The sequence below is a fragment of the Marinobacter azerbaijanicus genome (assembly GCF_030250645.1).
Classification (GTDB): domain Bacteria; phylum Pseudomonadota; class Gammaproteobacteria; order Pseudomonadales; family Oleiphilaceae; genus Marinobacter; species Marinobacter azerbaijanicus.
Genome location: NZ_JASSVS010000013.1, coordinates 41,221 through 66,379, shown reverse-complemented (window position 1 = coordinate 66,379; position 25,159 = coordinate 41,221). Strand labels below are relative to the sequence as shown.

The following is a 25,159-nucleotide window of genomic DNA, read 5'->3' as shown; positions in this document are numbered from 1 at the left end:
AGCATCGAGTTTAGCTTTACCTGGAATAGATTCCAGACAGCCAAGCTTCGGCTCGATCGACTTGCTTTGAATTAAAGAGGCGCCTGGGGAGAAGCGTTGAATAGTTCCGCCTCATATCGGCAAAAGAACCTTTCTGGCCGTCACCTCCCATTCGCTTGAGCACCTCAACGAATTCTCTGGGACGTTTTATTGTTTCCAGAATTCTCATTGCGCCCTCATCACAGATTTCACGATAAGGGTCCTCAAAGCTCACGATGCCACCAGTATCCTTGACGAGCTCAGCCAAGAGATCGGCCTTAGCGCCAGGTGTTAATTCGTGCAAAGCAGTATGTTCAATTACCGATCCTGCAATTTTCTTTAGACCCTCATTAGATTCAGTCAAGAAATCCCAAGTGTTGGAAAGATCCTCCGCAAATTGCTTTGCCAGTCGATCCATATCCAAGTCACTACTGGCATGAAGCTTGAGGAGCAGTGAAATATGTTCAAATGCACCCCGGTCGATCCAATCCAGAAACCGAAAATCGCTTTTTTCCAGCGACCATCTGATGAACTTCACCAGTTCCCAGATCTGGCCAGCATTGAGCTCCCCAGCGATACCCCCTCTTCCGCCGGGCCCGAGCACAAGACTACCCTTGAAACGGGCAATAATCTTGCCTTCATCAAATCCGATTTTGTAGTCAAACCCAAATCCAAATCCTGATGAAACCGCAAGTTCAGGCTTTATCTCCGCCAGCATTCTGTAGTCGGCATCAGTCTCGTCTTGCCCCTCATTGACTTTGTCTGCCCTGATCTTGCGTTGTTGGTCTTGCTCGGACGAACTGGGGTCATTCACCTCCTGGTAAGCTGACTTCCACTTGATCCCAAAACTCGCTTCGTTACTAAGGGAGGCGCCAGCAAAAACCTCGCCACTGGTTTCACCAGAAATGCCGACTTCGCCTGGGGCAGTGGAAACTTTGGCCTGTGCAGCCAGAGACAGACAGGCACCAGCAAAGCCTTGAATTCTGTATTCTGCGTCGGCCCTGAAATAGCCGCAATGCAGCTCGATCTGTTTCCCCTCGTGATCCTCGTATTCGAGAATGACCTTCGCACCGGTTTCATCGGGCAACCGGGCGGCGAAAGTTGCCTCACCCTGAAGCAAGCTGTATGCGCCCTGCATTTGCCCGCCGATATACGCTTCCTCCTTCTTCGGATCATAATTGGCTTCAAGCCCGCATTGCGCAGCAAATCGGAACATCTGGGCTTCAGCACTGGCTGCAAAACGGCCATCCTCCGTTGCAACCTCCTCTTTTAAAAGCTCAATCTCCAACTGGTTAAAAAAGTTGTCTTCTTTGCTCTTCCATTCAGAGAACTTAACCTTGAGAGAGCGATTATTCCTCAGCGAATCCGTAGCTTCGCCCCAGGCCCGTTCAAAATTTTCCGAGTTCATCACTTTGCGAACATCAGCAGCTTTGAGCGGTTTCCAGTTTCCGCGTAACTGATTGAGCACGTCCTGCCGTGCGTAACGATAACCGGCACCGCCAGTGTGTTTCAGCTCCACCAGTGGGCGGGATTTCATTGAATCCAGACTCGGTTTGGCAAGAACATCGACAGGAGACGCGGGGCTGGTTTCAACCAGGTGGCTGAGAGACTTTTCAATATCAATGAATAGCTCACGGCGCTCCCGCTGGAGCTGATTATGAGCCTGAACCTCCTCATGATTGAACAGTTTCCATACCCAGACCACCGTAGTTGAACCAAGAAAGTCGTCAACATAATCCATATATGGCATCAACCGATCATCGCTATCCAACTGATTGAGCCGCTTCTGTTTTCTTACCAGAGCCTGGACATCACTTTCGGCTATATAATTGGGCCATAGAGTATGTTCTTTCAGTTCATCGGCTTCATGTCGAAGCTGACGGGTTTCAGGATTACCGGAATTCCCGGAGTCCTCGGCAATCCTGCATCGAATTTCCGCCTCAAGAGCAGCCCGAAGAAATTTGAGCCGCTTTTCCATGGCGTTGAGATCTTTCTTGCTGGAAGAGCTCGTCTCCTCATATGCCTCGAGCTTACTTCTAATCCTGGGGAGCGTTGTTTCCAATTCCAGGCATAGCGCCGCGAACACTTTTACCGACAATTTATCCTTTGGATCGGTCAGTTCGCGCTGGCTTGCGGGGAACAGAATCTGGTTACGAATCTGGCTGATTTCATATTCGATCCGTTTCTCGCGACGGCGTTGATGTTCTAGCCGAGCCCGCTCTCTTTGCCATTGGACCTCATATTCCCTGAGCAACTCTTCTGCTGTAGAGGTTTGCTCAGGTCTCGGGAGTGCATCCAACTCTTTCAGCCTGCTCCAAGCCTTTTCCCGGGCAGCGGGTATATCTTCCGGCCCCGCTTTTTCTGCTTCTTTAAGGTCAATCAGTGGCTCATTGAGTGTATCGATTTCCTTGCGTAACTCTTTTACCTGGGTGCAAGTCAGGGCATAAACAATGTCCTCCTCACCCGTAATATGGACGAGTGCCTCACACTCAACCGAGCACTCAGAACATTCAACATCGTCTCTGGTCTCGTCATTAGCTGACTGCGCGTTCGGAAAAGAATCCTGCCTCTCCGTGTTGTCCGGTACTGTCAGATTCCAACCTTCCTCTATATGGTTTGCGTCTTTAATAATTGGATTGTCCGCCTGTATCTCATCCGGCGACACTTTATAATGGGAAGCAATGGCTGACAGAGTGTCGCCTGTTTTGACCTTATACTTTGGCATTCGCGGGCTCCATAATGCTTTCCATAGCGTTCAAACGCTCTACCGGAGTCATACCCAGCGTTTTCATAATGTCCTTATACACTGGGCTGGTTAGTAACGGAGCTTCCTTGCGGAGTCTCAAACGCAGCCAACGTTCCTGCTGGGAAGCAGAAAGAAAGCCAAGACGAGATGCATCCAGCAGCTGCTCCATCACCCATTCTCCGGAATCAAAGTTAGCGGGGATGTGATTGCGGTAAATGCGGGCATAATCAATAGCCCGATCCGCCATACGATAATTGGGGAGTTCTAAAAGCTCAGCCGGGGACAACCGTATCCTCTCCGGCAAACTCTCTGACTCATTCGCATCAGCGCCCACCCAAGCCAGCCATTCGCCACGATGGCTCCAATATACAGCTGTTCCGGAACCCACAATGTCTCGGGATGCTTCACTAAGAATGGCCAGCAGTGGCCGGAACGATCTGGGATCGTAGAATCGGAAAAGACGTTCATCAGAATCCGCCAGCGCCATCAGCCACCCTTGCGCCCACTGAAAAACGTGAGAGAAGCTTTCTGCAGTTTCGATCAGAACACCGAGCGGGAAATTGGAGAGCCGATGTCGGAGACTTTCCCCGAAGCCCGGATCCTCTTCAAACTCCAGAAGCACCGGCCCTGCATGCCAGGCAGACTGCCAGCGAGTCTCTTCCAACAGGCTTTTCCAGTGGATATTACCTTGCTTATCTGATTCGTACAGATACTGCAGAAACCTGTCATCAACCGCCAGATCAATGACAGCATAATTCGTGCGTAAAGGTTCCTGATTCAGTATTCGTAGCCCATCAAGCGTGCTGATGTACCCTGCAGCGTCCATTCTCATCATATTCACAGTCGGAAACGACTGATGCTCCCTGATTGGCAGATTCTTTGAGTAATGTGGTGTAATCCGTTACTTCGTGCACATCGCTCTGTGCGCTTTGTCGCTGGCCTGCTTCAGCCAACACCGTGCTCCCGGAATAATTTGCTTGCTCCTTGATCGCAGCAGGCAACTCCGGCACCTGCTCCGAGACCGCGCTCCCACTCCCGGGCCCACCACCTGAATTCATCTTCACCATTGGCCCGGACACGGTCACACCACTGGGGTCCACCTTCACAAAACTACCGCCAGCCTTCAGAGTCACCTCCGCACCCGCTTCGATGACGATTTTCATGCCGGCCTTGTGGTGGATTTCGCTGCCAGCTTCGACAAGCTGGCTCTTGCCCTGTTTGCTGTGGTGGCTGCCGTTGACGGTGAGGCTGGCGTCGCCGTTTATGGATTCGCGTTTCTCGCCACCCACGGTGCAGTGATCGTTGCCCTTGATGTGATTGAACTGGTTGTTCTCCACCGCTCGGTGGCTGTCACCCTTGATGACTTCTGTGCGGTTGTTTTCGGTCAACAGGTCCAGGTCTTTCTGGGCGTGGACGTAGATCTGCTCTTTGTCGGCCTCGTCTTCAAACCTCAGTTCGTTACTGCCCTCGCCCTTGTGGGTCTGGGTTTTGAGGGTGGTTCTGGTTTTGTGTTCCGGCAGCGCATAGGGCGGTGTGTTGGTGGCGTGGTAGGTTCTTCCGGTAATGATCGGCTGGTCCGGGTCGCCGTCCAGGAAGCTGACGATAACCTCATGGCCGATTCTTGGAAGTGCCATGAACCCATACTGGCCGCCGGCCCATCCCTGGCTGACTCTCAGCCAGGCGCTGCTGTGTTCGTCGTTTTTACTGTAGCGGTCCCACGGGAATCGGACTTTGACTCTTCCGTATTCGTCGCAGTGAATCTCTTCCCCTTCCGGACCGGTGACGATGGCGATCTGGGGGCCGTCCATCAATGGGCGATGATTGATCTGTGGTCGCCAGGTGCGGTCCGCGGGGATGGCATTGAAGGCGTTGTGGTAGGTGGTGGCGCCGCTACTACCCTCTTCTTCCAGGGCCTGGGGCTGTTCGCCGGTGTGGGTGATGCTGGTGAACAGCCATTCCCGGTTCAGGGTCGGGTTGTCGTGTTCCGTGAGTTCGACTTTGGCCCCCACAGTGAAGTCGGGGCGGTTGCTCTGGCCGTTGGCCGTTGTTGCGTCGTTTCGCAGGGCGTCCAGGCGGCTTTCGGTGAAGGGTTGGCCGCTGGCGTCGGCCTTGAAGCGGCCGGGGTAGTCGTAGTGCTGGTAGTCTTCCCGTTGAGCGTCGAGTTTGTCGGCCTGTTGTTCGTGCATCAGGGCGTAAGCGGGGTTCTTGAAGGTGTAGTCCTTCATGGCCACGGAGGCGGCCCTGACCCGTTCCTGGTAGCTGAACTGGAAGATGGCGCTCTGGCGGGTGCTGCCGCCAGCCTTGCCGTTGTATTCCACCGGGTCGAGCCGGGGGGCGTCGCCGTGGTGGTCGGCGATGATCAGGGCGGGCTGGTCATTACCTTCCAGATCGCCATGACTGTAGCGGTAGTGCCAGCCTTCCTCGGCCGACAGCCGTTCGATAAAGGCCAGGTCGCTTTCCCGGTGCTGGACGCAGTATTCCCGTTCCTCGGGGGTGCGTTTGAGATCAAACACGGTGTTGAGAATACCCCGCTCTTCCAGCAGGGTGCGCACGATGGCGTCGGTGCTCTGGGTCTGGAAGATGCGGCTGTTGTGCATCAGGCCCAGGCGCCACAGCGGGGGCTGGACGATGACTTCATAGCGGGTGCGACGGTGGCCGGTGTCGCCGCGGGCGAATTCGTTGGCTACGCCATGGAAGCGACGAAGAGGCCTACCGTCCTGCCAGACCACCAGGTCCACCGGCTGTTCCAGCACGTCTTCAGCGGCAATATTCGGTGAGGTACTGGCCAGTTCAAGTTTGCAGTGGCAGAGCTGTGAGAGGGTTTCGGTCAGTTCAAAGCGGACGACCGTGAACAGGTCTCTGGGAAGTTGGCCAAGGGTGGCCGTGAACTGCAGTCCGGTTGCCTGGGGCATGTCTTCGGTCCCTGAAGAGTTTGATTGCTTTTACATGTGCTGTCCCGCACACCTCCGCTCGTCCTGAGCGAAGCCTGAATTATATACGCAAAGCGACGGGCATTAACAGGCCGCCAAGCCATCCCGGCCTGCCTAATAACCAGAACTGGTGCTGTCCAGATCGAACGCGAAATTCGTCGCTCTGCCTACTTCGGTAGAGAATTCACCGGAAGGCAGCAACTCAAACCAGCGATAGCCAGGCGCTTTATTCTCCACGGAGAACTCCACCGACCCGGCCGTGAACTGGATGCAGGTGGATGGTGTTGCCAACAGGCGAACCCCGTTGCGAACTTGCTCCAGCTCCTGGTGAATGTGGCCCCAGAGCACAATTTTTACCTGCGGAAAACGGTCAATCACCTGCCAGAAGGCGTCACGGTTCCGCAGTCCGATTGGCGACATCCATTCAGTGTCAATTTCTATCGGGTGATGATGAAGGGCGACAAGCGCAGGCATGTCAGAATTCTGACTGAGGGTCTCTTCGAGGAAGGCCAGTTCCGAGTCCGCCAGCTCACCAAATACCTTTCCGGGAACTGAGGTATCCAGCAATACAAACTGCCATCCACCCTCAATAATATGGCGCTGGTCGGCATGTCTCTCGGCGGCAATACGCGCGAGCAATGCCGAGTCATCATGATTGCCGGCCATCCAGGCCGAAGGACAGGAAAAGGCCGCCAGCTTGTCCCCAAAAAGCCGATAAGCTTCATCGGTCGCATCCTGGGCGATATCACCGGTGGCAAGGATTAGATCCGGCTGGCCATGGTCATCAAGCACCTGCGCGATAACGGCGTCCAGACTGTCTCTGGTATTGACACCCAGCAGCCCGCCAGCCGGATCGGCCATCAGGTGCGGGTCGGTCAGTTGTAGCACCCGAAGGGCACGCTGGTTGTCGTTCTCTGTCATGGCACTCGTGTTTCTTGCGTTTTCGCAACACTCACCGGTGATGCAGACATATTGGCAGATTATTCAGTTTTTACGACCGCATCCAGAATTCTCATCACATTCTGCTCAGGCGACTGGGCCCGATTGGCTGTTTTGACAACTCTCGCACATTCTGAAATATACTCTATGCCAATCCGCACCGGGCAGATCTGCAACCTTAGTCTACCCCTTCACCGGCGGACCAGGCGGCGTGCTCCATGGGCAGGTGCCCGAACCGCAGGCAATAGTCCAGCCAGTCGGCCAGAAAACTGTTGACCTGTACTTTCTCGTCCGGATGGTGCATGAATCGGTTCGGGTAGTCATTCACCGGGGCGATATGCCGGTCACGGTAGCAACTGATAACTTCTGCCATATTGGCATCGTGATAGACACGTACGGTCAGTTGAGGATTGTTCAGCCAGCGTCCGGAGTTATGCACCTGCTCCAGCAGCAGGGTTTCAGTGAACTTCGTGGTTTGTAGCACTTCAATGCGAACCCGCCCCAGATACTGGTCCTCACGATGAAGTTCAAACTCGCAGACGGGTTGCCCCCTGGCCTCCAGCCTACGCAGGCGGTGAAGCCGCATGTAATTACCATCACACAGCGCACCGAAACGTCGCAAATCCGGTACATAGCGCCGGGGTTTCATCACCCATTCTGTCATATCAGCTCCAACCTTCCCGCAATCGCGGGCGATTCAACTGCAACCACTGAAGCGCGATAATCGCTGCAGCGTTATTGATACGTCCATCATAAATCATTGCGATAGCTTCGTCGGCGCTGAATACATGGGCGCGGATATCTTCATGCTCATGCTCAACGCCAAACAGCCCCCCTGCGGCTTCTGTGCTGATTCGACCGCAGTAGAGGTGAATCATTTCAGTGCTTCCGCCAGGCGACACAAGGTAGTCACAGACTTTTTCGAGTGGCTTGAAAGTCAGGCCAGCTTCCTCCTGGCCTTCCCTCTGGGCAACTTCCTCCGGTGACTCTCCGTCCTCATTCATGCCGGCCACAAGCTCCAGCAACCATGGAGACTGGTCACGACCCAGAGCGCCAAGGCGGAATTGCTCCAGCAAGACCACTTCGTCACGGTCAGGGTCGTAGGGTAATACGCAGGTGGCATCGCCGCGGATGAAGAGTTCACGGGTGAAGGTGGGCATTTCCTTGCCGTCGAAACGCCGGTGGGTCAGCCAGAGCTTGTCCATGCGGAAGAAGCCCTGGAAAACGGTTTCGCGTTTTTTGATTTTTACATCCGTATCTTTGAACTGGAACGGTTCGGTCATTTCAGGTTTCAGATCCGTTTTTGAGAACGATTCTGAACGATAGCCCTTGTTTCAGCTTGGGTGCAAGCCTTCTTAGTGGCTTGCCTGGGTGCAAGACTGCAGCGGCCTTGGTGCAAGACCACGGTGGGGCTGTCCTCCCAAAACACGCTCAAGCCCATCCCTGGGGCGCTTGGGCTCCGCCATCCGTGGCTCCGCACAGTTTTGGGAGGACAGCCCCACCGCGGCCCCGGACTTCAGGGGCAGCCGGCAGGGAAATAGTGGTAGGTCGGATTAGGCGGAGCCGTAATCCGACAAAGGGGGTCGATCGGTCATATGGTGTCGGATTACGCTTCGCTAATCCGACCTACGACCCGGAGATATCTCGGAGCCAGTGGGACCGGGCAGGGAGCCCTGTTCAGGATTGTGCGGAGCCATGGATGGCGGAGCTCAAGCGTCACATGGACGTGCTTGAGCGTATCCTGAACAGGGCTCCCTGCCCGGCCAAAGCACCAAGCCTAGAAGGCTAGAAGCCCCAATCAGACCTTGTCATAAAGCTTGGACCCAGCCTCCACAAACTCCCTGGATTTCTCTTTCATGCCGGCATCCACCGCCGAAACCTCATCAAGACCGTGCTCCTTGGCATACTCCCGAACCTCCTGGGAAATCTGCATGGAACAGAACTTCGGCCCGCACATGGAGCAGAAGTGCGCCACTTTGGCGGAGTCCTTTGGCAGGGTTTCATCGTGGAAAGCACGGGCGGTGTCCGGGTCCAGGCCGAGGTTGAACTGGTCTTCCCAGCGGAACTCGAAGCGGGCCTTGGACAGGGCATTGTCGCGAATCTGGGCACCAGGATGACCCTTGGCCAGGTCGGCGGCGTGGGCGGCGATCTTATAGGTGATGATGCCGGTTTTGACATCGTCCTTGTTGGGCAGGCCCAGATGCTCTTTCGGAGTGACATAACAGAGCATAGCGCAGCCGAACCAGCCGATCATCGCCGCACCAATGCCTGAGGTGATGTGGTCATAACCGGGGGCAATGTCGGTGGTTAGTGGCCCGAGGGTGTAGAACGGGGCTTCGTCGCAGCACTCCAGCTGCTTGTCCATATTCTCCTTGATCAACTGCATGGGCACGTGGCCCGGACCTTCGATCATGCATTGGACATCATGCTTCCAGGCAATCTTGGTGAGCTCGCCCAGGGTTTCCAGTTCGCCGAACTGGGCTTCATCGTTGGCATCGGCAATGGAGCCGGGACGCAGCCCGTCGCCGAGGCTGAAAGCCACGTCGTAGGCTTTCATGATTTCGCAGATGTCTTCGAAGTGCTCGTACAGGAAGCTCTCCTGGTGGTGAGCCAGGCACCACTTCGCCATGATGGAGCCACCGCGGGACACAATGCCGGTGGTGCGCTTTGCAGTCATGGGTACATGGTGCAGACGCACGCCAGCGTGGATGGTGAAGTAGTCCACGCCCTGCTCTGCCTGCTCGATCAGCGTGTCGCGGAAAATTTCCCAGGTCAGGTCTTCAGCTGCGCCGCCGACTTTTTCCAGAGCCTGGTAGATGGGCACTGTGCCAATGGGAACCGGAGAGTTACGGATGATCCATTCCCGGGTTTCATGGATGTTCTTGCCAGTGGACAGGTCCATGATGGTGTCGGAGCCCCAACGGGTACCCCAGGTCAGCTTTTCCACCTCTTCCTCAATGGAGGAACTGACCGCCGAATTCCCTATGTTGCCGTTGATTTTCACCAGGAAATTGCGGCCAATGATCATCGGTTCGGTTTCGGGGTGGTTGATGTTGTTGGGAATAATCGCACGGCCGCGGGCCACTTCGTCCCGGACAAATTCCGGCGTGATTTCCTGCGGCAGGGATGCACCAAAGGACTGGCCCGGATGCTGATCCTTCAGCAGCCCCTGCTCCCGCGCCTCCTGCAGCTTCATGTTCTCGCGGATGGCAACGAACTCCATTTCCGGCGTGATGATACCCTGGCGGGCGTAGTGCATCTGGCTGACGTTCTTGCCCGGCTTGGCCCGCAGCGGCTTGCGCTCGTCCATAAAACGGAGCGGGTCCAGTAGCGGGTCTTTCATACGGCGGCGGGTAAATTCAGAGGTATAGTCCGCCAGCTGCTCCACATCACCGCGCTCCTCAATCCAGGCTGAGCGAATAGGCTTGAGGCCCTTGCGCAGGTCAATCGTCGCCTCGGGATCACTGTAAGGGCCGGATGTGTCGTAGACAGCAACAGGAGCATTCTTCTCGCCACCCATGTCCGTCGGTGTATCGCCCACGGTAATCTCCCGCATGGGCACCCGCAGATCGGGTCGGCTACCCTGTACGTAGATCTTACGGGATTGAGGCAGCGGTTTGATGGCCGCGGAATCGACCTTGGCTGAATCGCTGAGATAGGAAGGTATTGTTGTCATCTTGCGCCCCTGGGGTTGGGTGATAAACGGGTCGCGTATGACGGGGCAGTGATCACAGAGCGAGTCTGTGGATTTGCAGTGTATTGTCTTAAATCCCTACGCCGGTATTATCCGGATCAGGTTGCGGGTTCTGCATGGCAATCTCAGCCGGCTGTCAGATGTTCTGACGCCAGCACCCCGTCAAGACGCGAATTCAATGTAATTGACACTTACAACGTGTGCCGACTGCAAGTGTAGAGCTCAGGCTGATTATTGTCCATAATGGCTGGCCTGAAGCGCTCAACGGCTATCTGAACACATATGAACAGGTATCTGCCACCTCGCCGGGTGATTCATTAACAGGAGACATCATGAAGAAACGACTGCTTTCCGGGCTGATCGGACTGCTCGCAGCCCAGCCTGCACTTTCCATGGATCTGGTTGAGACGTACGAGAAAGCACTCTCCTATGATTCCGGTATAGCAACTGCCCGCGCAAGCTTCGAAGCCCAGAAGGCGGCCAGCGACGTCAGCCGCAGCAACCTGCTTCCACAGATCGGTGCGTTTGGCGATGTCAGCCATACCGACGTCGATGGCCCCAACCAGGACAGCGCCTATGAAACCTACGCCTTTGGCGTGGAGTTGACCCAGCCGCTGTTCCGGGCCGACGCCTGGTTCAGCTATGATGCCAGCAAATTCCAGACAGAATCTGCTCGCGCCCAATACAACCTGGCCCAGCAGCAATTGATTCTCGATGTAGCCACTGCTTACTTCAATGTTCTTCGTGCTGCAGACACTCTCACCACCGCCCGGGCGACAGAGGCAGCTATCCAACGGCAGTATGATCAGGCCCAGGAACGCTTTGATGTAGGCCTGATCGCCATCACAGAAGTCTATGAAGCCCGCGCCAGCTACGATGACAGCAAAAGCCAGCGCATCGCTGCAGAAAGCGAACTGGATATTGCCCGCGAGCAATTGGCACGGCTGACCGGTGAATATACCGAAGACCTGAACAACCTGCGCCGCAACTTCCCGCTGGGCCGTCCTGAGCCGATGGACCCGTCTGCATGGGAGAACACCGCACTGGATCAGAACTGGCAGATTCAGTCCGCGATCTTCGATCTGAATACAAGCGAAGCCAATCTGAAAACCGCGAAATCAGGGCACCTGCCAACGGTTGATCTGAACGCTTCCTATGGCAAAACGGACATCGAAGGCCTGGAAGATCCGGCTCTTGCAATGAGCCAGCGAGACGGCACAACAACGGAAGGCCGCATTGGCATCCGGCTGAACGTGCCTCTGTACATGGGGGGAGGCACTCAGGCCGGCGTTCGCCAACAACGGTCGCTGGTAAACGTTGCGGAGCAGTCCCTGGAAACGGTTCGCCGTGACGTCAGGGTGAATACCCGCAGCCTGTTCCGCACCGTAAACACCAACATCGAATCCGCCTCTGCACTGGAGCAGACCATCATATCCCGCCGCAGCGCTCTGGACGCCACACGTGCAGGATACGAAGTTGGAACCCGAAATATTGTGGAAGTACTGGATGCGGAACGTAACTATTACGTAGCCCTGCGAGACTTCGCCAATGCCCGCTACGACTACGTGATCAATACCCTGAGCCTGAAGCAGGCCGCCGGCACCCTGAGCCCTCAGGACCTGGTTGACCTGAACAACTGGCTCAGCGCTTCAGCGCCCGGGATTGAAGCACTGGCTGAAGAAGAGGAAACCCTCGAAGACCCCATGCAATGAGCTGAAGTATAACGGGCGGGCTGCGGAGCCCGCCCTAGACCCTCTCAACAATGCCGTCCACCACCTTCTCGAGCGCTCCACGGTTGGCCTCGACCACCGCCAGTGCGTTACGCCCTGCAGTTTCTGCAGCCGCCCTGTCTGCAATCAGATGCATCACACACTGCGCCAGAGCATCTGAACATGGAGTTATGTAGAGCCCTTTCCCCGCATCAAGCCGGCTATAGATGGTTTCAAAGTTGAAGATGTTGGGGCCGGAGAGTACTGGCATGCCCCAGGCGGCTGGCTCCAGAGGGTTGTGGCCACCGCGCTCGATCAGAGATCCGCCCACGAACGCAATATCGCAGGCGCCGTAGAGCATTAACAGCTCCCCCATGGTGTCTCCGAGATAGATCTGGCATTGTTCCACGCCACCCACCAATGCGTCGCCAGTCCCGGAACGTCGCAGCAATGCCAGCCCCATGGAGCCTGCCAGGTCAGCCACATCATCGAATCGTTCCGGATGCCGGGGAACAATCATCAGCAACGCATCCGGGTACTGCGCCATTACCTGTTGATGGGCCTCGAGAATCTGTCGGTCTTCGCCTTCGTGAGTACTCGCGGCAATCCAGACCGGTCGTTCTGTACCAAGCTGCTGCCTCAGCTTCAATGATGCTGAGCGAATCTCCTCCGAGATCTCCACGTCAAACTTGATGCTGCCAGTTACCGAAACCGACTCCGGCGTTGCACCAATACGCAAGAAGCGGCCAGCATCTTCCTCCGCCTGCGCGGCAATCCAGCTGATACTTTGGAGCAGTGGCCGCACCAGGGAAGCTACTCGCTCATAGCCCCGTGCCGAGCGGGCAGAGAGCCTGGCATTGATCAGAAAGATGGGAACGTGGCGCTGCTTGCTCAGGGCAATCATGTTGGGCCATATTTCGGTTTCCATGATCACCAGCGCACGCGGGCGAACCCGGTCCACAAAACGGCGCACGGCACCCGGTGTATCATAGGGCGAGAACGCATAGCGAACCCGGTCACCAAACAGGGCTTTTGCCCGGGCTGAGCCAGTGGGGGTCATCGCTGTCATCAGTACCGGAATGTCAGGATTGCGACGCATCAGTGCCTTTACGAGAGGCGCAGCTGCAATGGTTTCACCCACGGAGACCGCATGGACCCAGATCACCGGCTCGTCAGAAGCCTCTACATAACCCAGCCGTTCCTGCCAGCGCACAAAGGCTTCCGGATTGCTGCGCCCTATCCACCACAGGCGCAGCAGCACAAATGGCAGCGCGATGCGAAAGAACAGGGAGTAGAAAAAGTGAAGCATAATAACTCCGGGCCGAGTCGGTGCGGCGGTCATTCTACATAAAGCTGATGCCCGAGTCTGCGGCACGGAATTCATCCTTTTCCGCAAGTTGCGGAGATTGCTGCTTTAGTGGATGAGAACCGTCCTGCTAAACTCCGGTTTTCACGATGTGGACACAATCAGGCAGGGAAACGAGTGAAGGAAAACAAGCGAAGGTCCCGCGATACCCGTTACTCCAGCTATCTCCACCCGCGCTGGTGGCCCACCTGGCTGGGTATCGCTGTGATGTGGCTGGCAGCATGGCTTCCCCTCAGGCTTCAGTGGTGGCTTGGCAGACGTATTGGTGATCTGGCCTATCGCTTTGCCGCCCACCGGCGCCACATTACGGAAGTTAATATACGTTTGTGCTTTCCCGAGCTATCAGAACAGGAACAGCAGGCTCTGGTAAAGAAATCATTCCAGGCCAACGGTATCGGTGTCATGGAACTCGGACTCGCCTGGTTCCGCAATCCCACCTCGTTCATTCCGGTCACCCGAGTACACGGTCTCGAATACGTTGACACCGCCCTTGCCAAAGGCAGAGGCATCCTGCTGCTTGGGGGTCACTACAGCACTCTGGATCTCGGCGGCAGCCTGGTAACCGAGTACATTGAGGCTGACGTCATGCAGCGTGACCACAACAACCCATTGATGAACGCAGTCATGACCCGCGCCAGGGCTCGCCGGTATGGCATGGTGCTGGACAGCAAGAATCTTCGGGGGCTGCTCAAACAGCTGAAAAACAACCGCGTAGTCTGGTATGCCACGGATCAGGATTACGGCCGCAAAGGCATCGTATTCGCGCCGTTTTTTGGTGTGCCTGCGGGCACCATTACCGCCACCTCGAGAATTGCAGAGCGCAGCGGGTGTGCGGTAGTGCCTTTCAGCCATTTCCGTCGTGAGCATGAACCGGGGTACGATATTTATTTCCATCCTCCACTGGCCAATTTTCCCTCCGGAGACGAGATGGCCGACGCAACTCAGGTAAACAGAGCCATTGAAAATGAGATCCGCAAGCACCCGGACCAATACCTGTGGATGCACCGTCGCTTCAAGACCCGCCCATCAAAGGATGATCCGGATCTGTACGGCAAGGGCGCAGGTTAAATGAACTGCACACCGATCAGGATCGGGGCATCCAATGACAGCTGACCGCTCCAGCTCGCCAGCACCGGTTGTATGGCTGTTGACGGACAACAAGCCTGGGCATCGCAACCAGTTGAAAGGGCTGGGTAACCGGCTGCGAGTGCTGGCTGGCGCCAATGTGTCTGAAATTGACGCCACCCAGGTACCGGTTCCGTGGTGGAGAGCGCTGTTGGGGATCGCTCCGGCCATGGATGAAATCCCGGACAACCCACGGCTGATAGTCGCAGCAGGCAGTGGCACACATCGTCTGCTGCTTTCCCTGAGGCGCCGCCCGAAAGCCAGAACCGTCGTGCTGATGAAACCGGCGTTTCCCATTGGCTGGGTGGATGCAGTCATTATTCCCGAGCACGATGGCGTAGCCCCCGGGAAAAACATTCTGACAACCGAGGGCGTAATCAACGCCATCACGCCATTGGCAAAAATCACCCAAAAGCCTGAGGGCCTGATCCTCATCGGCGGTCCCTCATCCCATTTCGACTGGGACGATGACGTAGTGCTGGGACAGTTGTCACAGCTTATGGGACATTACCCGGAATGGCGCTGGACCATCACCGGTTCCCGTCGCACTCCGGAAACCCTGTTGAGACAACTCGATGATCTTGCCGGCCCTAAAGTCACGGTTGTCGACCCCGAACGTACCCACTCCAGCTGGCTGCCCCATCAACTTGCCGCATCCCGTGCAGTCTGGGTAACGCCAGACAGCGCCTCCATGGTCTGTGAGGCCGCCACATCAGGCGTTCCCACCGGGCTTTTTGAACTGACTCCCAAACACAATAGCCGAGTCGCGCGAGGCATGGCGAGCCTGGTGGAAAAAGGGTACGTTGCACGCTGGAGTGACCACGCCACCGTGATGGCAGGCAAACTGTCAGGATCGCACTCCCTGTGGGAGGCCGACCGGGCGGCAAGGTGGCTGATCAATCGTTTTCTGAAGGGAGGCAGGCATTGAGGATTCTTCAGGCTTTACCCGCACTGTACAGCGGCGGAGTTGAGCGAGGCACCGTGGAATTCGCCGCCGACCTGGTCAAGCGCGGACATGAATCCTTTGTCGTCTCCAAAGGTGGGCCCATGGCCGAGCAGCTTCGTGGACAGGGCTCAAAACACATCTTCATGCCGATCCATCGGAAGACCCCCGCCTCTTTCATGCAGATCCTACCTATGCGGAAACTGCTGCTGGAGCTGAAACCGGATATTGTGCATGTGCGCTCCCGCATGCCTGCCTGGATCATTTTTCTGGCTTTGAAGAGCATTCCGGCGAATCAGCGCCCGGCCATTGTTTCCACCTTTCATGGTATGTATTCCGTTACCCCCTATAGCGCCATCATGACGAGGGCTGACCACATAATCGCCGTGTCCGGGTGTGTGAGGAACTATGTTCTGGACAACTATCCAGTGCCGGAAGAAAAACTGACGGTCATTCAACGTGGGGTGGATGTGGACGCATTCCGGCAGCGAGAGCTTAGTTCGCAGTGGCTGGGCCGCTGGTTCCGGCAGTACCCGCAGTTGGCCAACCAGAAAATCATCATGATGCCCGGGCGCATTTCACGCTGGAAAGGCCAGCTGGATTTTCTGGCCATGATGGCGCAACTGGTACGGGAACGGCCGGATTGTCATGGGGTTATCGTAGGCGGTGCCGAACCGGGCAAGGAGAAATTTCTGGAAGAGCTGGAAAAAGAACGTACACGGCTTAACCTTGCCGACAATGTGACCTTCCTCGGCCAGCGCAACGACATGACCACCCTCTATCTGCTGGCAGATGTGGTATGCCACATGTCCACCAAGCCGGAGCCCTTTGGGCGCACCGTTACCGAGGCGCTCGCCTCAGGCACCCCGGTGGCAGCCTTCGACCGCGGTGGTGCCGCCGAAACCCTGCGCGCCTGCTTCCCCGAGGGGCTGGTACAACCGGACAACACCGAGGCGTTTGCACAAACTGTGCTGGCTCTTATTGAAAACCCCAGGCATGACATTGAAATCCCCTGGCGATTCCGGCTGGAAGCCCAGACGCAGAGCACGCTTGAGGTCTATGAAAACCTGCTGGCCAGCAGACAGGCGCAGTAATGGGCTTCCAGGACCGACTGACGATTGCCCTGGTCATTGCTACCCCCGGCACGGGCTGGGGCGGCATGGAAAAGCATACAGCGGAACTCGCCAAGGCGCTCGCAATGAAAGGGCATGAAGTTCACGTGCTGGCTCATTCCGCCTACAGTGAGCGCTTTTCCGCGCCTGTCCACTTTCATGCGCTGCCCCTGCAACTGGGCCGTCGCAACCTGTGGCTCAGATACCGCCTGCGACAAACACTGCACACCATCCAACCAGACATCGTCCATGCCCAGGGCAACAAAGCCGCAAGCCTGATCAGCGGTGCTCGGCACCATGCAAGGGTCACCGTCGGTACGCTTCATGGCACCAAGAGCTCTCACAGAGCCTTTGACAGACTCAATGGCGTGATCGGTGTCAGCCGCGAGATCATCGGCACTGTCGCCCACCCCACTACCCGGCTGATCTTTAACGGGCTGCAACTACCGGAAAACACTGCCCAAAGCCAACCGAAAGCTCCGGAAATCCCCATTCCCCCTGAGCGCCCACTGTTATTGGCGGCGGGTCGCCTGGAACCGGTCAAACAGTTCGACCGGCTGATCCGGGCCTGGACCCAGGCGGACTGCGCCGGCACGCTGGTGATCCTGGGCAACGGAAGCCAGAGAGCAAGACTCCAGGCACTGATACAGGAGCTGAATGGTGCAGAGCGCATCCTGCTTCCCGGCTACGAACCGCACTTATCGCCCTGGCTGCGGGCCGCAACGGCCTGCATCATCACCTCCAGCCGAGAAGGCTTCCCCTACATCATGGTGGAAGCCCTGATGGCGTGCTGCCCGGTTCTGTCCACACAGGTCAGTGGTGTGGGGGATTTCCTGCCGGAGCGCTGCATTGCGGCTTCTGACAGTGTTGAAGACATCGCGACACTGATTCAGAGCAGCCTGGCAGAGCCGGGGTTGCTGACTGATATCCAGAGCGACAGCTTCCGGCAAGCCCGGGAGCAACTCAACCTGGAGACGATGGTTGCGAAAACCGAAGCTTTTTATCGGGAGCTACTTGCCACCGTGCCGACAGGGCGCTGATAGCCGCATCCGCCACTAACCTGTGTCCTTCCAGGGTAAGGTGAGTACCGTCGCTCATCAGAGTTTGAGACTTTTGCTGCCATAAAGGCTGATAGGCATTTACAAATATCGCATTCGACTCTTGCTCGGCCAGTTCCTGTAAACCCTCGTTGTATCGCTCTATGCGTGGATTCCTTGGTTCATCGAGGTTTGGCGGCGTAGCCACGAGCACAAAAAGTGTATCAGGAGCCGACCGCACTACCCGTTCTATGTTGCCCAGGTATTCCCGCAGAGGCACCTGCTCCACCGCGCCCCAGCGTTCCTGCAGGTGAAAACGACGCGTCCATTTTTTGAGCTTTTTGACCAGTTTTCTGGCGAGCTTTCGGCGAGGGGTGTCGGGGTAATAGAGAACATAGGGAGCGCCACGAAAGGTAAGCCAGGAGTCGACGAGGCCGTACTGAATAAACGCCAGCTGATAATCCTGCGGCGGGAAGGCCTCTGCATAACAAAGCAATTCGCGGGTCGTGCTCATGGTGTGTCCGCAGTTGGTCAGCGCCAGACCCAGATGTTCTGCTACCATCTCAGGCCACACCGGTTCGTGATAGTCTTTCAACCCTTCGGTGTTGCAATCGCCGTAGGCAATACAACCGTTCATAATGTGGCGCCCCATCAATGATTGATCTGTCTGACCTCGAGCCCTTCGCCTCCGGCTACAACCGGCACTGCTACCAGCACCCGGACGATCCTGCATTGTGTCTCAAAGTCCTGCGCCCTGAAAACATCGAAGCCCGTTTCCAGAGGCAGCCCTGGCCCAAGAAAGCCCTTGGCAAGGCCAGAATCAATGACAATCATCAGGAGCTCAAGGCGCACCGGCAACAGGCCATAAGGACACTGATCGCACAGGGCCGAGACTCGCTGCTCTGGTCCCACCTGCCCCGCTTCCATGGCTCCGTTGATACCTCGCTGGGGCTGGCAAATGTCAGCGAACTGATCATCAGCAGCGATGGCCGCCCTGGCGAAACACTCGAACACTATCTGCAGCGCCGGGGATTTGATCAACCGGTTCAGGACACCGTGGAACGATTCTGCAACTGGCTCCTTGAAACCGGCATCCTCACCCGGAACCTGCTGCCGCACAATCTGGTAATATCAGACCGGACCGGACAACCAGAATTGTTCCTGGTAGACGGCCTCGGCGCGCCCTCCATACCCGATATACTGGCCAGAATACCAGCCTGGCGACGGCGCTACATCAGCCGACGCATCAAGCGATTTCACCTCCGGATCAACTGGGAAACCGGGGAGCGCAACGAAAGCTGGGAAGCCTCTCAGAAGCTGTGACCAGCACCAATTGCTTCAACCGACCTTGCCGCTTACGCCGGATGGTGGTAGCTTCCGCTCATCCTGTTTCCTGTTGATTGTCCATCAGATTATGGCTCTTTCCAAAGCAACGTTTCTGATCACCGCCCTCCGGCTTGCCGGCAAACTCCCCCTGAGAGGTGCCCAACTCATTGGACGCTTCTTCGGGATGATCAGTTGGGTGTCCAGGTCACAGCTTCGTACGGTCACTGAAATCAATCTGAAAATCTGCTTCCCAGAGCTTACCGACGAACAACGGCAGCGCATGGCACGTTCCAGCCTTCGCCATACAGGCCAGACCATGATGGAAATCCCACTGATATGGGAATGGCCAGTAGAACGCTGCCTGGGGCTGATCAGGGAAATTGAGGGTGAGGAACTCCTCACGGAAGCAAAGAAAGATGGTCGGGGCCTGTTACTGCTGGCACCGCATCTGGGAAACTGGGAACTCACAGGCCTGTATTTTTCATCCCGATACCGGATGGCTGCCCTTTACAGCCCGCCTCATATCAAGGAATTTGAAGACTATATGGTCAAGGTCCGGGGTCGCATGGGCTCGGAACTGGTTCGCGGCGACCGCAGAGGCCTGGCAAGACTGATCACGCTCCTGCGGGAAGGAGAGGTTGCCGGCATCCTCCCTGATCAGAGCCCTCGCGGGAAAGGCAACGCTTACGCGCCTTTCTTTGGCCTGGAAGTACGGACCATGACCCTGGTCTCGAAACTGCTGCAAAAATCCGGTGCAAAGCCCCTGATGACCTATTCCGAGCGACTGAAAGACGGCCAGGGCTTCCGCCTGGTGATCCGTGAATGTGAAGCCGGCATAGATGATGATGATCCCGTCGTCGCAACGAGCGCTCTGAACCGGTCAGTTGAAAACTGTGTCAGGGAAGCCCCGGAGCAATACCAGTGGGAGTATAAACGCATGCGCCACAGGCCACCCGGAGAACTTAACCCCTACAAGCCAGGAAAGGTATGTTGAACCTCGACCGACCAACAACTTGCACCACTTTTAGCTTGTTCTCAGGTGTGGTTTAAATGGACCGAATCAACATGAACCAACCAACTCGCATGTTTCCCGTTGTCCTGATCATGGTAGGCCTCGGGGGGGCATTGTTGTCTTCCAGCATCCTGGCAATCGCCACTCTGCTTCTGGCAATCTCCGGACTGGTTTTCATCTACAAAAAAACCTTGCAGAAAGCTGGCTGGGATACGCCTAAAGAGCTTCGATTACTGCATTTTGCGTTCTGGTTTTTTGTGCTCGTAAGCTCCCTGTCATGGGCACTGGAAGGCTTTGATTATGAAGGTGGAAAAACCTTTGGCACACACGCCCGGTTTATCCTGTTCTGGCCGCTGGTGGTGGCCCTTACCGCAGTCGGTTTTCGCGCTCGCCACTTCTTCCTGGCCACGGCACTTGTTGCCCTTTCCTCGCTGGTAGCATTGCTGATTGCGCTTGCGACTGAATATGAGAGCTTCGAGCAGCTGCTCACCACCCGATTCGGCGCTGGCATTAACCCGATCAGTTTTGGCAACCTTGCCCTGCTCGGGGGAGTCCTTGCTCTTGTTGGTGGCTCCTATTTTGCCAGAACTGGTAAAACTCCTGCGGCGATTGCTGTTTTAGGTCTCGGAGCGACAGCGATTGTTATTTCCATGCTTTCGGGGACCAGAAGCAACCTTATTGCCCTTCCCGTTCTCCTGATTCTTTTGCTGCCATTGGTCGGCCCCAAGCTGCGCCTGCCAGGTTTAGCGGCAGTTGCAGTTATCTCATTGGCCCTCCTGTTCAGCAGTGATCGCATGCACCAGTCCATTGAGGACGCTCTCGAGGGCAAGGTGCTTGAACCGGGAATAGAGATACGCCTTGAGCTCTGGCAGGTAACCGCTAATATTTTTATGGAGCACCCATGGACTGGCGTCGGCCTTGGCGGTTACAGCTCAGCCATTGAAAACCTGGCGGATTCTCATCCCGAATACACTCGCCTGAAGAATTGCTGTACCGGCCATGCTCACAACGATCTTCTCAACAATGCAGCAACCAGTGGCATTCCCGGCATTCTAAGCTGGGGATTTCTGATCTTCATACCTATGGTCATATTCGCCAAAAATGTTTTCAACAGTCATAAACCCAGTGCTCACATTGCAGTGGCGGGCACAATGGTAAGCGCCGGTTACCTGGTATTCGGGCTCACTGAGGCCACGTTCAACCGAAGTCTTTTCCTTACCTTTTATCTGCTGGCCATTGCGGGCCTGGCATCAGCGTTGTTAGCTGAACTCAGCGCTTCGTATTTCCGTCAGCGCAAGGTGAAAGTCTCTGCCACAATTATTGCCAAAGACGAGGAACACCACATTGCCGACTGCCTTAAGTCCGCAAGACTCGTGGCGGATGAAATCATCGTTCTTGATAGTGGCAGCAGTGACAGGACGGCTGAAATTGCCAAAGAGTACGCCGACGTTGTTGAAGTGACGGACTGGCCGGGATTCGGGGTTCAGAAACAGAGAGCCCTGGAGAAAGCGACTGGCGAATGGGTGCTTTCACTGGATGCCGACGAGCGGATCACACCGGAACTGGCCAAGGAGATCAACCATCACCTTGCAGAGCCAGATGCAGACGCGTACAAGCTGCCCTGGGCGGTAACCATCTACGGCAAACGGCTGGATTTCGGGAGGAGCGGGCGAGCCCCCCTCCGACTGTTCCGCAGAGAGGGGGTCAGCTTTTCCGATGCCCTGGTACACGAACGGATCCTGATTCCCGAAGGTCGCAAAACCAGAACCCTTCGCGGCCGCCTGACCCATTACACCCATCGGGATTTTGGGCATTCCCTTGAGAAGAGTGCCAAATACGCATGGCTAGGTGCTATGGAGAAACATCGGAGGGGCAAGAAAACCAGGACAATGCTCTACCCGACGCTTCGCGGGGTGATGACTTTTGTACAGGTTTATTTTATCCGGTTTGGTTTCCTGGATGGCGCCGTGGGCTATTTGACCGCTGTGACGTATTCACAGGTTACGTTTAACAAATATGCAGGGCTCTGGACGCTGGGACGAACTTCCATCGACCAACCTTTAGGAAAAGATGAAGATTGACAAACACTCCCCTGAAAAAATGAACTTTGGGGATGACCTGAATAACTGGCTTTGGCCCAAGCTCATACCCGAATGCCTGAGCGAAGAAGATGGCATTCATTTCCTCGGTATCGGCACATTACTGAAGGCCCGCAGATTCGAGACAAAACTCGCTCTTACACCTCGCATCGTAATCTTCTCATCAGGCAGTTGGGGGGTTGATCTTCCTGTCCTGGACAGTCGCTGCCGAGTCTACGGTGTTCGTGGGCCAAGGACTGCCCGAGGGCTGGGCCTTAGTCCCGATAAGGTCATCGGTGACGGAGCATACCTGCTTAAGAACTTACCTGAGGGCCACATCGAAGAGCTCGGAACCGATGTTGGTTTTGTGCCTCACCATGGGAGCGAGCGTTACGTTGATTGGCAATCGGTCTGCGATGCAGCAGGACTGCGCTTTATTTCTCCGAGGCAATCGGTGGAGTCTTTCCTGGATTCAATTTCTCACTGCAAAGCAGTAATTACCGAAGCAATGCACGGAGCGATCACCTCGGATCTTTTGAGAATCCCTTGGGTTGCGGTTAGGTTTGCTCCAAACTTCGCCGACGAGAAATGGTTTGACTGGGCCGAATCTATGTCTATCAACTTGAAGATTCAACCACTACCTATGGTGTACCAACAAACACCGCCGGTGTGGAAGTCAATGGAAAATCGAGGAAAACGTGGATTAAACAAAATTGGCATCGGGCCAGAAAAGTGGGCCAGGTTACCATATGCATTAAGAGCCTCGCCCTCAAAGCAACGGGATCACTTGATAGAAAGTCTCAAATCGCTGGTTGAACACAGGGACGAGCAACTTTCCTCGGACACGGCGCTTGCCCAAACCGTTGAGCGACTTAATAGTGCTCTGGAAAAGTTGCGGGAGGACTACCGTGAGAAACGTTTTTAGAAAGGATTCAACTTCATTTCCCGAGACAGCCTGCGGCGTACTTTAATTTTCCTCACCAGGTTCAGAGGCTTTCTCTTTAACTCTCCATGGTGCTGCTCCAAAAAGTCATCCACCGCACTCATTACTCGGGCACTGGAGCACCCATCACGGAAGCTGTGAAGATTGTCGCAGAGCGCCCGTGTCGCCTCCATAAGCTCTGCAGGGTACTCAAGTGCCTCCTGCAGCGCTGTCTCTACCTCTTCAACCTCCTGAACATCAATCAGGTACGGACCGGGCATTTTCGTTCTGTAAGTGACTACCGGCCGATCCAGAAACATGAACTCGAACATAATGGAGGAGGTATCACAAAGCATAACATCTGCTTCAGGCAAAATCGGGAGCAGGTCCTCATCACTCTCCACAAAGCGCAGATTCTCGCCCGCCAGGCTCCGGTACTGCTCGACCACCTCTGGGTCCATCTTGGGATGAAGAGTGACGATAAACTTCCAGCGACCACTTCTGGATAGTTCAGCGATTTTTCCTACCAGATCCGGCGCAGAGGTGACTGATCGGCTGAACGTTGACGCATAGAAAACCACCGGAAGCTCACCGTCTTCGCGCTTCCTTTTACCCCGCGCAGCCTTCGACAACAGTGGGTCAAGTTTCGGCCATCCGGTATGGGCCACGGAAAAGTGGCGATGCTTTTCCGCGAGCTCCCTGAACTTGGCCGTATCCCGTTCAGCGTGAGTGCAATAGAGATCAAACCAGCCTCGGATCCGGTAATGATCGCTTTCATCTTCACGGCTGTGGCCGCGTTTGTTGCGAGCCATACCGTGAAACACCTCAACTTTTATGCCAGGAAAAAAATACGGCACCCAATCTCCGGGAACAAAGGTGGCGATGGCATTGTAGTCCATCACCTCTGCAACCGTTTTCAGGTGTTTTTCATCTGGTCGGAGAGGGGCAGCTGTGCAGCCCGCCACAAACCACGCAACATCGTCTCCACGCTTCCGGATTTCCTCCTGGAGTGGACGGAGTATGGAATAGGAGTAAGGCTGATTGACAAAAAACAGGTATTTTTTCATGCGTGAAGCTCGTTGGTAAGCTCCTGATAGAGCTCAAGTGTCTGCTGTACGGTAGTATTCGTGTTGAAATCAGAACTGATGCGCTGGTAGCCGTTGTCGCCAAGCGTTCTTGCCAACAGAGGATCCCGAGCAATTCTGTCCATTGCACCGGCCAAGGCAGCCGGATCCCTGACCGGAACAACCAGTCCATCCATATCGTGCCTGACAAGTTCTGGCATTCCGCCGGCTTCGGTCACCACCACGGGGCGTCGGTATGCCATAGCTTCTATAACTACTCGAGGCAGGCCTTCGCTTTCAGACGGTAAAACCAGACCATCACAAGCGGCAGCGACCTGGGGGGCATCCGTCCGAAAGCCTGCTAACCGGATACGATCCGGATGCCGGGAGCTTCGGATTCTTGAGGCCAGTTCCTGATTTTCCAACAGATCACCAACGAGCAAGAGGCAGACCGGAGAGTCGTCCTCCATGTACTCCATGGACTCAATCAGGGTACCAAAGCCCTTACCAGGCCGATCGCGACCGGTGCAACAGAATACGAATGCGTTATCGGGGAAACCGAACTCCGAAAGATCAGCCGGTGGCTTTGTATACCACTCAAGATTATGACCTTTATATATGCGGACAATCTTGTGAGGAGAAATCCTTCTGCCCAGAAAACGGATATTCAGAAAATACCTTTTGACAGCATCCGACACACACACAATCCGGTCAACTCTGGGGTGCAGAAAGGTAATCCAGGACTCAGGACTCCAGACGCCGACATTTCCAATCACCCCACGGTAAACGACAATTTTGACGTTCATTCCTCTGGACGCCCGCAGAGAACAGGCCAGTGCCCTGGGATTAAATGACTGCACCACGGTAAATGGCCGGGATTTCAGTTTCTCTCTGATCTGTCGGGTTCCGACCCTGTCAAACCTTCCCGTCAGCGCAATAGGGGAAATGGGCACGCCTGACTGCTCTATCCGCTTATAATGTCGTCCCCTGGGATTCGCCATCACCTCTATCTGGAGCCCAGCCTGGTGAAGACCGATAAAAAGCTCAGACTCCGGCAGATCACAAGAATCAGTGATGCACAGGACAACCGGCGCGCTACTCTTAGAATTCATAACAACCTGCCGAGAAGAAAACGTTC

The 25,159-nt window shown here is 55.7% G+C and carries 20 protein-coding genes and 1 riboswitch; of the genes, 9 read left to right on the top strand and 11 right to left on the bottom strand.

Translation table 11 applies throughout. The annotated features are described in order from the left end of the window. Window positions 1-16 precede the first annotated feature (16 nt). The 7 genes from QPM17_RS19610 to thiC form a co-directional block, all read right to left on the bottom strand. Window positions 17-2,743, bottom strand: a complete 2,727-nt coding sequence (locus tag QPM17_RS19610) for a LysM peptidoglycan-binding domain-containing protein (RefSeq protein WP_285393076.1) — start codon at window positions 2,741-2,743, stop codon at window positions 17-19. After that, window positions 2,730-3,599, bottom strand: a complete 870-nt coding sequence (locus tag QPM17_RS19605; RefSeq protein WP_285393074.1) for a DUF4123 domain-containing protein — start codon at window positions 3,597-3,599, stop codon at window positions 2,730-2,732. Before QPM17_RS19605 ends, QPM17_RS19610 begins: the two co-directional genes overlap by 14 nt. Further along, window positions 3,559-5,676 carry a type VI secretion system Vgr family protein gene (locus QPM17_RS19600; RefSeq protein WP_285393072.1) on the bottom strand — a complete coding sequence of 706 codons (2,118 nt, stop codon included), beginning with the start codon at window positions 5,674-5,676 and terminating at the stop codon, window positions 3,559-3,561. Before QPM17_RS19600 ends, QPM17_RS19605 begins: the two co-directional genes overlap by 41 nt. A 132-nt stretch (window positions 5,677-5,808) precedes the next feature. Further along, a complete protein-coding gene (gene cpdA / locus QPM17_RS19595) occupies window positions 5,809-6,615 on the bottom strand; it encodes a 3',5'-cyclic-AMP phosphodiesterase (protein ID WP_285393070.1) in 807 nt (268 codons plus the stop codon). 196 nt (window positions 6,616-6,811) lie between these two features. Further along, a complete protein-coding gene (locus QPM17_RS19590) occupies window positions 6,812-7,297 on the bottom strand; it encodes a DUF1249 domain-containing protein (protein ID WP_285393068.1) in 486 nt (161 codons plus the stop codon). Window position 7,298: 1 nt separating this feature from the next. Then, a complete protein-coding gene (locus QPM17_RS19585) occupies window positions 7,299-7,916 on the bottom strand; it encodes an NUDIX domain-containing protein (protein WP_285393066.1) in 618 nt (205 codons plus the stop codon). Between the two features lie 515 nt (window positions 7,917-8,431). After that, window positions 8,432-10,309 carry a phosphomethylpyrimidine synthase ThiC gene (gene thiC / locus QPM17_RS19580; RefSeq protein ID WP_285393064.1) on the bottom strand — a complete coding sequence of 626 codons (1,878 nt, stop codon included), beginning with the start codon at window positions 10,307-10,309 and terminating at the stop codon, window positions 8,432-8,434. Window positions 10,310-10,384: 75 nt separating this feature from the next. Then, window positions 10,385-10,499: riboswitch (TPP riboswitch) on the bottom strand. 160 nt (window positions 10,500-10,659) lie between these two features. Between thiC and QPM17_RS19575 the strand changes: the two genes are divergently transcribed. Then, a complete protein-coding gene (locus QPM17_RS19575; RefSeq protein ID WP_285393062.1) occupies window positions 10,660-12,039 on the top strand; it encodes a TolC family outer membrane protein in 1,380 nt (459 codons plus the stop codon). A 34-nt stretch (window positions 12,040-12,073) separates the two neighbouring features. Here QPM17_RS19575 and waaA read toward each other — a convergent pair whose 3' ends face one another. After that, window positions 12,074-13,345 carry a lipid IV(A) 3-deoxy-D-manno-octulosonic acid transferase gene (waaA, locus tag QPM17_RS19570; RefSeq protein WP_285393060.1) on the bottom strand — a complete coding sequence of 424 codons (1,272 nt, stop codon included), beginning with the start codon at window positions 13,343-13,345 and terminating at the stop codon, window positions 12,074-12,076. Between the two features lie 174 nt (window positions 13,346-13,519). On the opposite strand from waaA, the gene lpxL reads away from it, so the two are divergent. From lpxL to QPM17_RS19550, 4 genes are read left to right on the top strand one after another with little or no spacing between them, the layout of a single operon-like run. Further along, the gene (gene lpxL / locus QPM17_RS19565) at window positions 13,520-14,470 is read left to right on the top strand and encodes an LpxL/LpxP family Kdo(2)-lipid IV(A) lauroyl/palmitoleoyl acyltransferase (protein ID WP_285393058.1); all 951 of its coding nucleotides are present in this window, start codon (window positions 13,520-13,522) and stop codon (window positions 14,468-14,470) included. 34 nt (window positions 14,471-14,504) lie between these two features. After that, window positions 14,505-15,455, top strand: coding sequence for a mitochondrial fission ELM1 family protein (locus QPM17_RS19560; RefSeq protein ID WP_285393057.1), 951 nt, complete (start codon window positions 14,505-14,507; stop codon window positions 15,453-15,455). Beyond that, window positions 15,452-16,564: a glycosyltransferase family 4 protein gene (locus QPM17_RS19555; RefSeq protein ID WP_285393056.1), complete on the top strand. Its 1,113-nt coding sequence runs from the start codon at window positions 15,452-15,454 to the stop codon at window positions 16,562-16,564. The genes QPM17_RS19560 and QPM17_RS19555 overlap by 4 nt, the downstream gene beginning before the upstream one ends. After that, complete coding sequence (locus QPM17_RS19550) at window positions 16,564-17,622, top strand: glycosyltransferase (protein WP_285393055.1); 1,059 nt, start codon at window positions 16,564-16,566, stop codon at window positions 17,620-17,622. The genes QPM17_RS19555 and QPM17_RS19550 overlap by 1 nt, the downstream gene beginning before the upstream one ends. Here QPM17_RS19550 and QPM17_RS19545 read toward each other — a convergent pair. Further along, a complete protein-coding gene (locus QPM17_RS19545; RefSeq protein ID WP_285393053.1) occupies window positions 17,546-18,256 on the bottom strand; it encodes an SGNH/GDSL hydrolase family protein in 711 nt (236 codons plus the stop codon). The genes QPM17_RS19550 and QPM17_RS19545 overlap by 77 nt on opposite strands. A gap of 17 nt (window positions 18,257-18,273) precedes the next feature. Here QPM17_RS19545 and QPM17_RS19540 point away from each other — a divergent pair, with 17 nt between their 5' ends. From QPM17_RS19540 to QPM17_RS19525, 4 genes are all read left to right on the top strand, one after another. Further along, window positions 18,274-18,942 carry a YrbL family protein gene (locus QPM17_RS19540; RefSeq protein ID WP_285393051.1) on the top strand — a complete coding sequence of 223 codons (669 nt, stop codon included), beginning with the start codon at window positions 18,274-18,276 and terminating at the stop codon, window positions 18,940-18,942. A 91-nt stretch (window positions 18,943-19,033) separates the two neighbouring features. Continuing rightward, the gene (locus QPM17_RS19535) at window positions 19,034-19,939 is read left to right on the top strand and encodes a lysophospholipid acyltransferase family protein (RefSeq protein ID WP_285393210.1); all 906 of its coding nucleotides are present in this window, start codon (window positions 19,034-19,036) and stop codon (window positions 19,937-19,939) included. Window positions 19,940-20,010: 71 nt separating this feature from the next. Beyond that, window positions 20,011-22,038: an O-antigen ligase family protein gene (locus QPM17_RS19530; protein WP_285393049.1), complete on the top strand. Its 2,028-nt coding sequence runs from the start codon at window positions 20,011-20,013 to the stop codon at window positions 22,036-22,038. Continuing rightward, entirely contained in the window at window positions 22,028-22,960 is a 933-nt protein-coding gene (locus QPM17_RS19525; RefSeq protein WP_285393047.1) for a polysaccharide pyruvyl transferase family protein, read from the top strand. Before QPM17_RS19530 ends, QPM17_RS19525 begins: the two co-directional genes overlap by 11 nt. Here the strand turns inward: QPM17_RS19525 and QPM17_RS19520 are convergent. Next, entirely contained in the window at window positions 22,957-24,024 is a 1,068-nt protein-coding gene (locus QPM17_RS19520) for a CDP-glycerol glycerophosphotransferase family protein (protein WP_285393045.1), read from the bottom strand. The two genes, QPM17_RS19525 and QPM17_RS19520, sit on opposite strands and share 4 nt — an antisense overlap. After that, window positions 24,021-25,133 (bottom strand): glycosyltransferase family 4 protein, encoded by a 1,113-nt coding sequence (locus QPM17_RS19515; protein ID WP_285393043.1) that lies wholly within the window; start codon window positions 25,131-25,133, stop codon window positions 24,021-24,023. The genes QPM17_RS19520 and QPM17_RS19515 overlap by 4 nt, the downstream gene beginning before the upstream one ends. Between the last annotated feature and the right edge of the window lie 26 nt (window positions 25,134-25,159).

Bases quoted from the DNA above. Each gene is read 5' to 3' on its own strand.
- waaA (WP_285393060.1), bottom strand. From the start codon at position 13,345: ATGCTTCACTTTTTCTACTCCCTGTTCTTTCGCATCGCGCTGCCATTT.
- QPM17_RS19540 (WP_285393051.1), top strand. From the start codon at position 18,274: ATGATTGATCTGTCTGACCTCGAGCCCTTCGCCTCCGGCTACAACCGG.
- QPM17_RS19605 (WP_285393074.1), bottom strand. From the start codon at position 3,599: ATGATGAGAATGGACGCTGCAGGGTACATCAGCACGCTTGATGGGCTA.
- QPM17_RS19575 (WP_285393062.1), top strand. From the start codon at position 10,660: ATGAAGAAACGACTGCTTTCCGGGCTGATCGGACTGCTCGCAGCCCAG.
- QPM17_RS19520 (WP_285393045.1), bottom strand. From the start codon at position 24,024: ATGAAAAAATACCTGTTTTTTGTCAATCAGCCTTACTCCTATTCCATA.
- QPM17_RS19515 (WP_285393043.1), bottom strand. From the start codon at position 25,133: ATGAATTCTAAGAGTAGCGCGCCGGTTGTCCTGTGCATCACTGATTCT.
- QPM17_RS19590 (WP_285393068.1), bottom strand. From the start codon at position 7,297: ATGACAGAATGGGTGATGAAACCCCGGCGCTATGTACCGGATTTGCGA.
- QPM17_RS19535 (WP_285393210.1), top strand. From the start codon at position 19,034: ATGGCTCTTTCCAAAGCAACGTTTCTGATCACCGCCCTCCGGCTTGCC.
- cpdA (WP_285393070.1), bottom strand. From the start codon at position 6,615: ATGACAGAGAACGACAACCAGCGTGCCCTTCGGGTGCTACAACTGACC.
- thiC (WP_285393064.1), bottom strand. From the start codon at position 10,309: ATGACAACAATACCTTCCTATCTCAGCGATTCAGCCAAGGTCGATTCC.
- QPM17_RS19610 (WP_285393076.1), bottom strand. From the start codon at position 2,743: ATGCCAAAGTATAAGGTCAAAACAGGCGACACTCTGTCAGCCATTGCT.
- QPM17_RS19550 (WP_285393055.1), top strand. From the start codon at position 16,564: ATGGGCTTCCAGGACCGACTGACGATTGCCCTGGTCATTGCTACCCCC.
- QPM17_RS19585 (WP_285393066.1), bottom strand. From the start codon at position 7,916: ATGACCGAACCGTTCCAGTTCAAAGATACGGATGTAAAAATCAAAAAA.
- QPM17_RS19530 (WP_285393049.1), top strand. From the start codon at position 20,011: ATGAACCAACCAACTCGCATGTTTCCCGTTGTCCTGATCATGGTAGGC.
- QPM17_RS19545 (WP_285393053.1), bottom strand. From the start codon at position 18,256: ATGAACGGTTGTATTGCCTACGGCGATTGCAACACCGAAGGGTTGAAA.
- QPM17_RS19525 (WP_285393047.1), top strand. From the start codon at position 22,028: ATGAAGATTGACAAACACTCCCCTGAAAAAATGAACTTTGGGGATGAC.
- QPM17_RS19600 (WP_285393072.1), bottom strand. From the start codon at position 5,676: ATGCCCCAGGCAACCGGACTGCAGTTCACGGCCACCCTTGGCCAACTT.
- QPM17_RS19560 (WP_285393057.1), top strand. From the start codon at position 14,505: ATGACAGCTGACCGCTCCAGCTCGCCAGCACCGGTTGTATGGCTGTTG.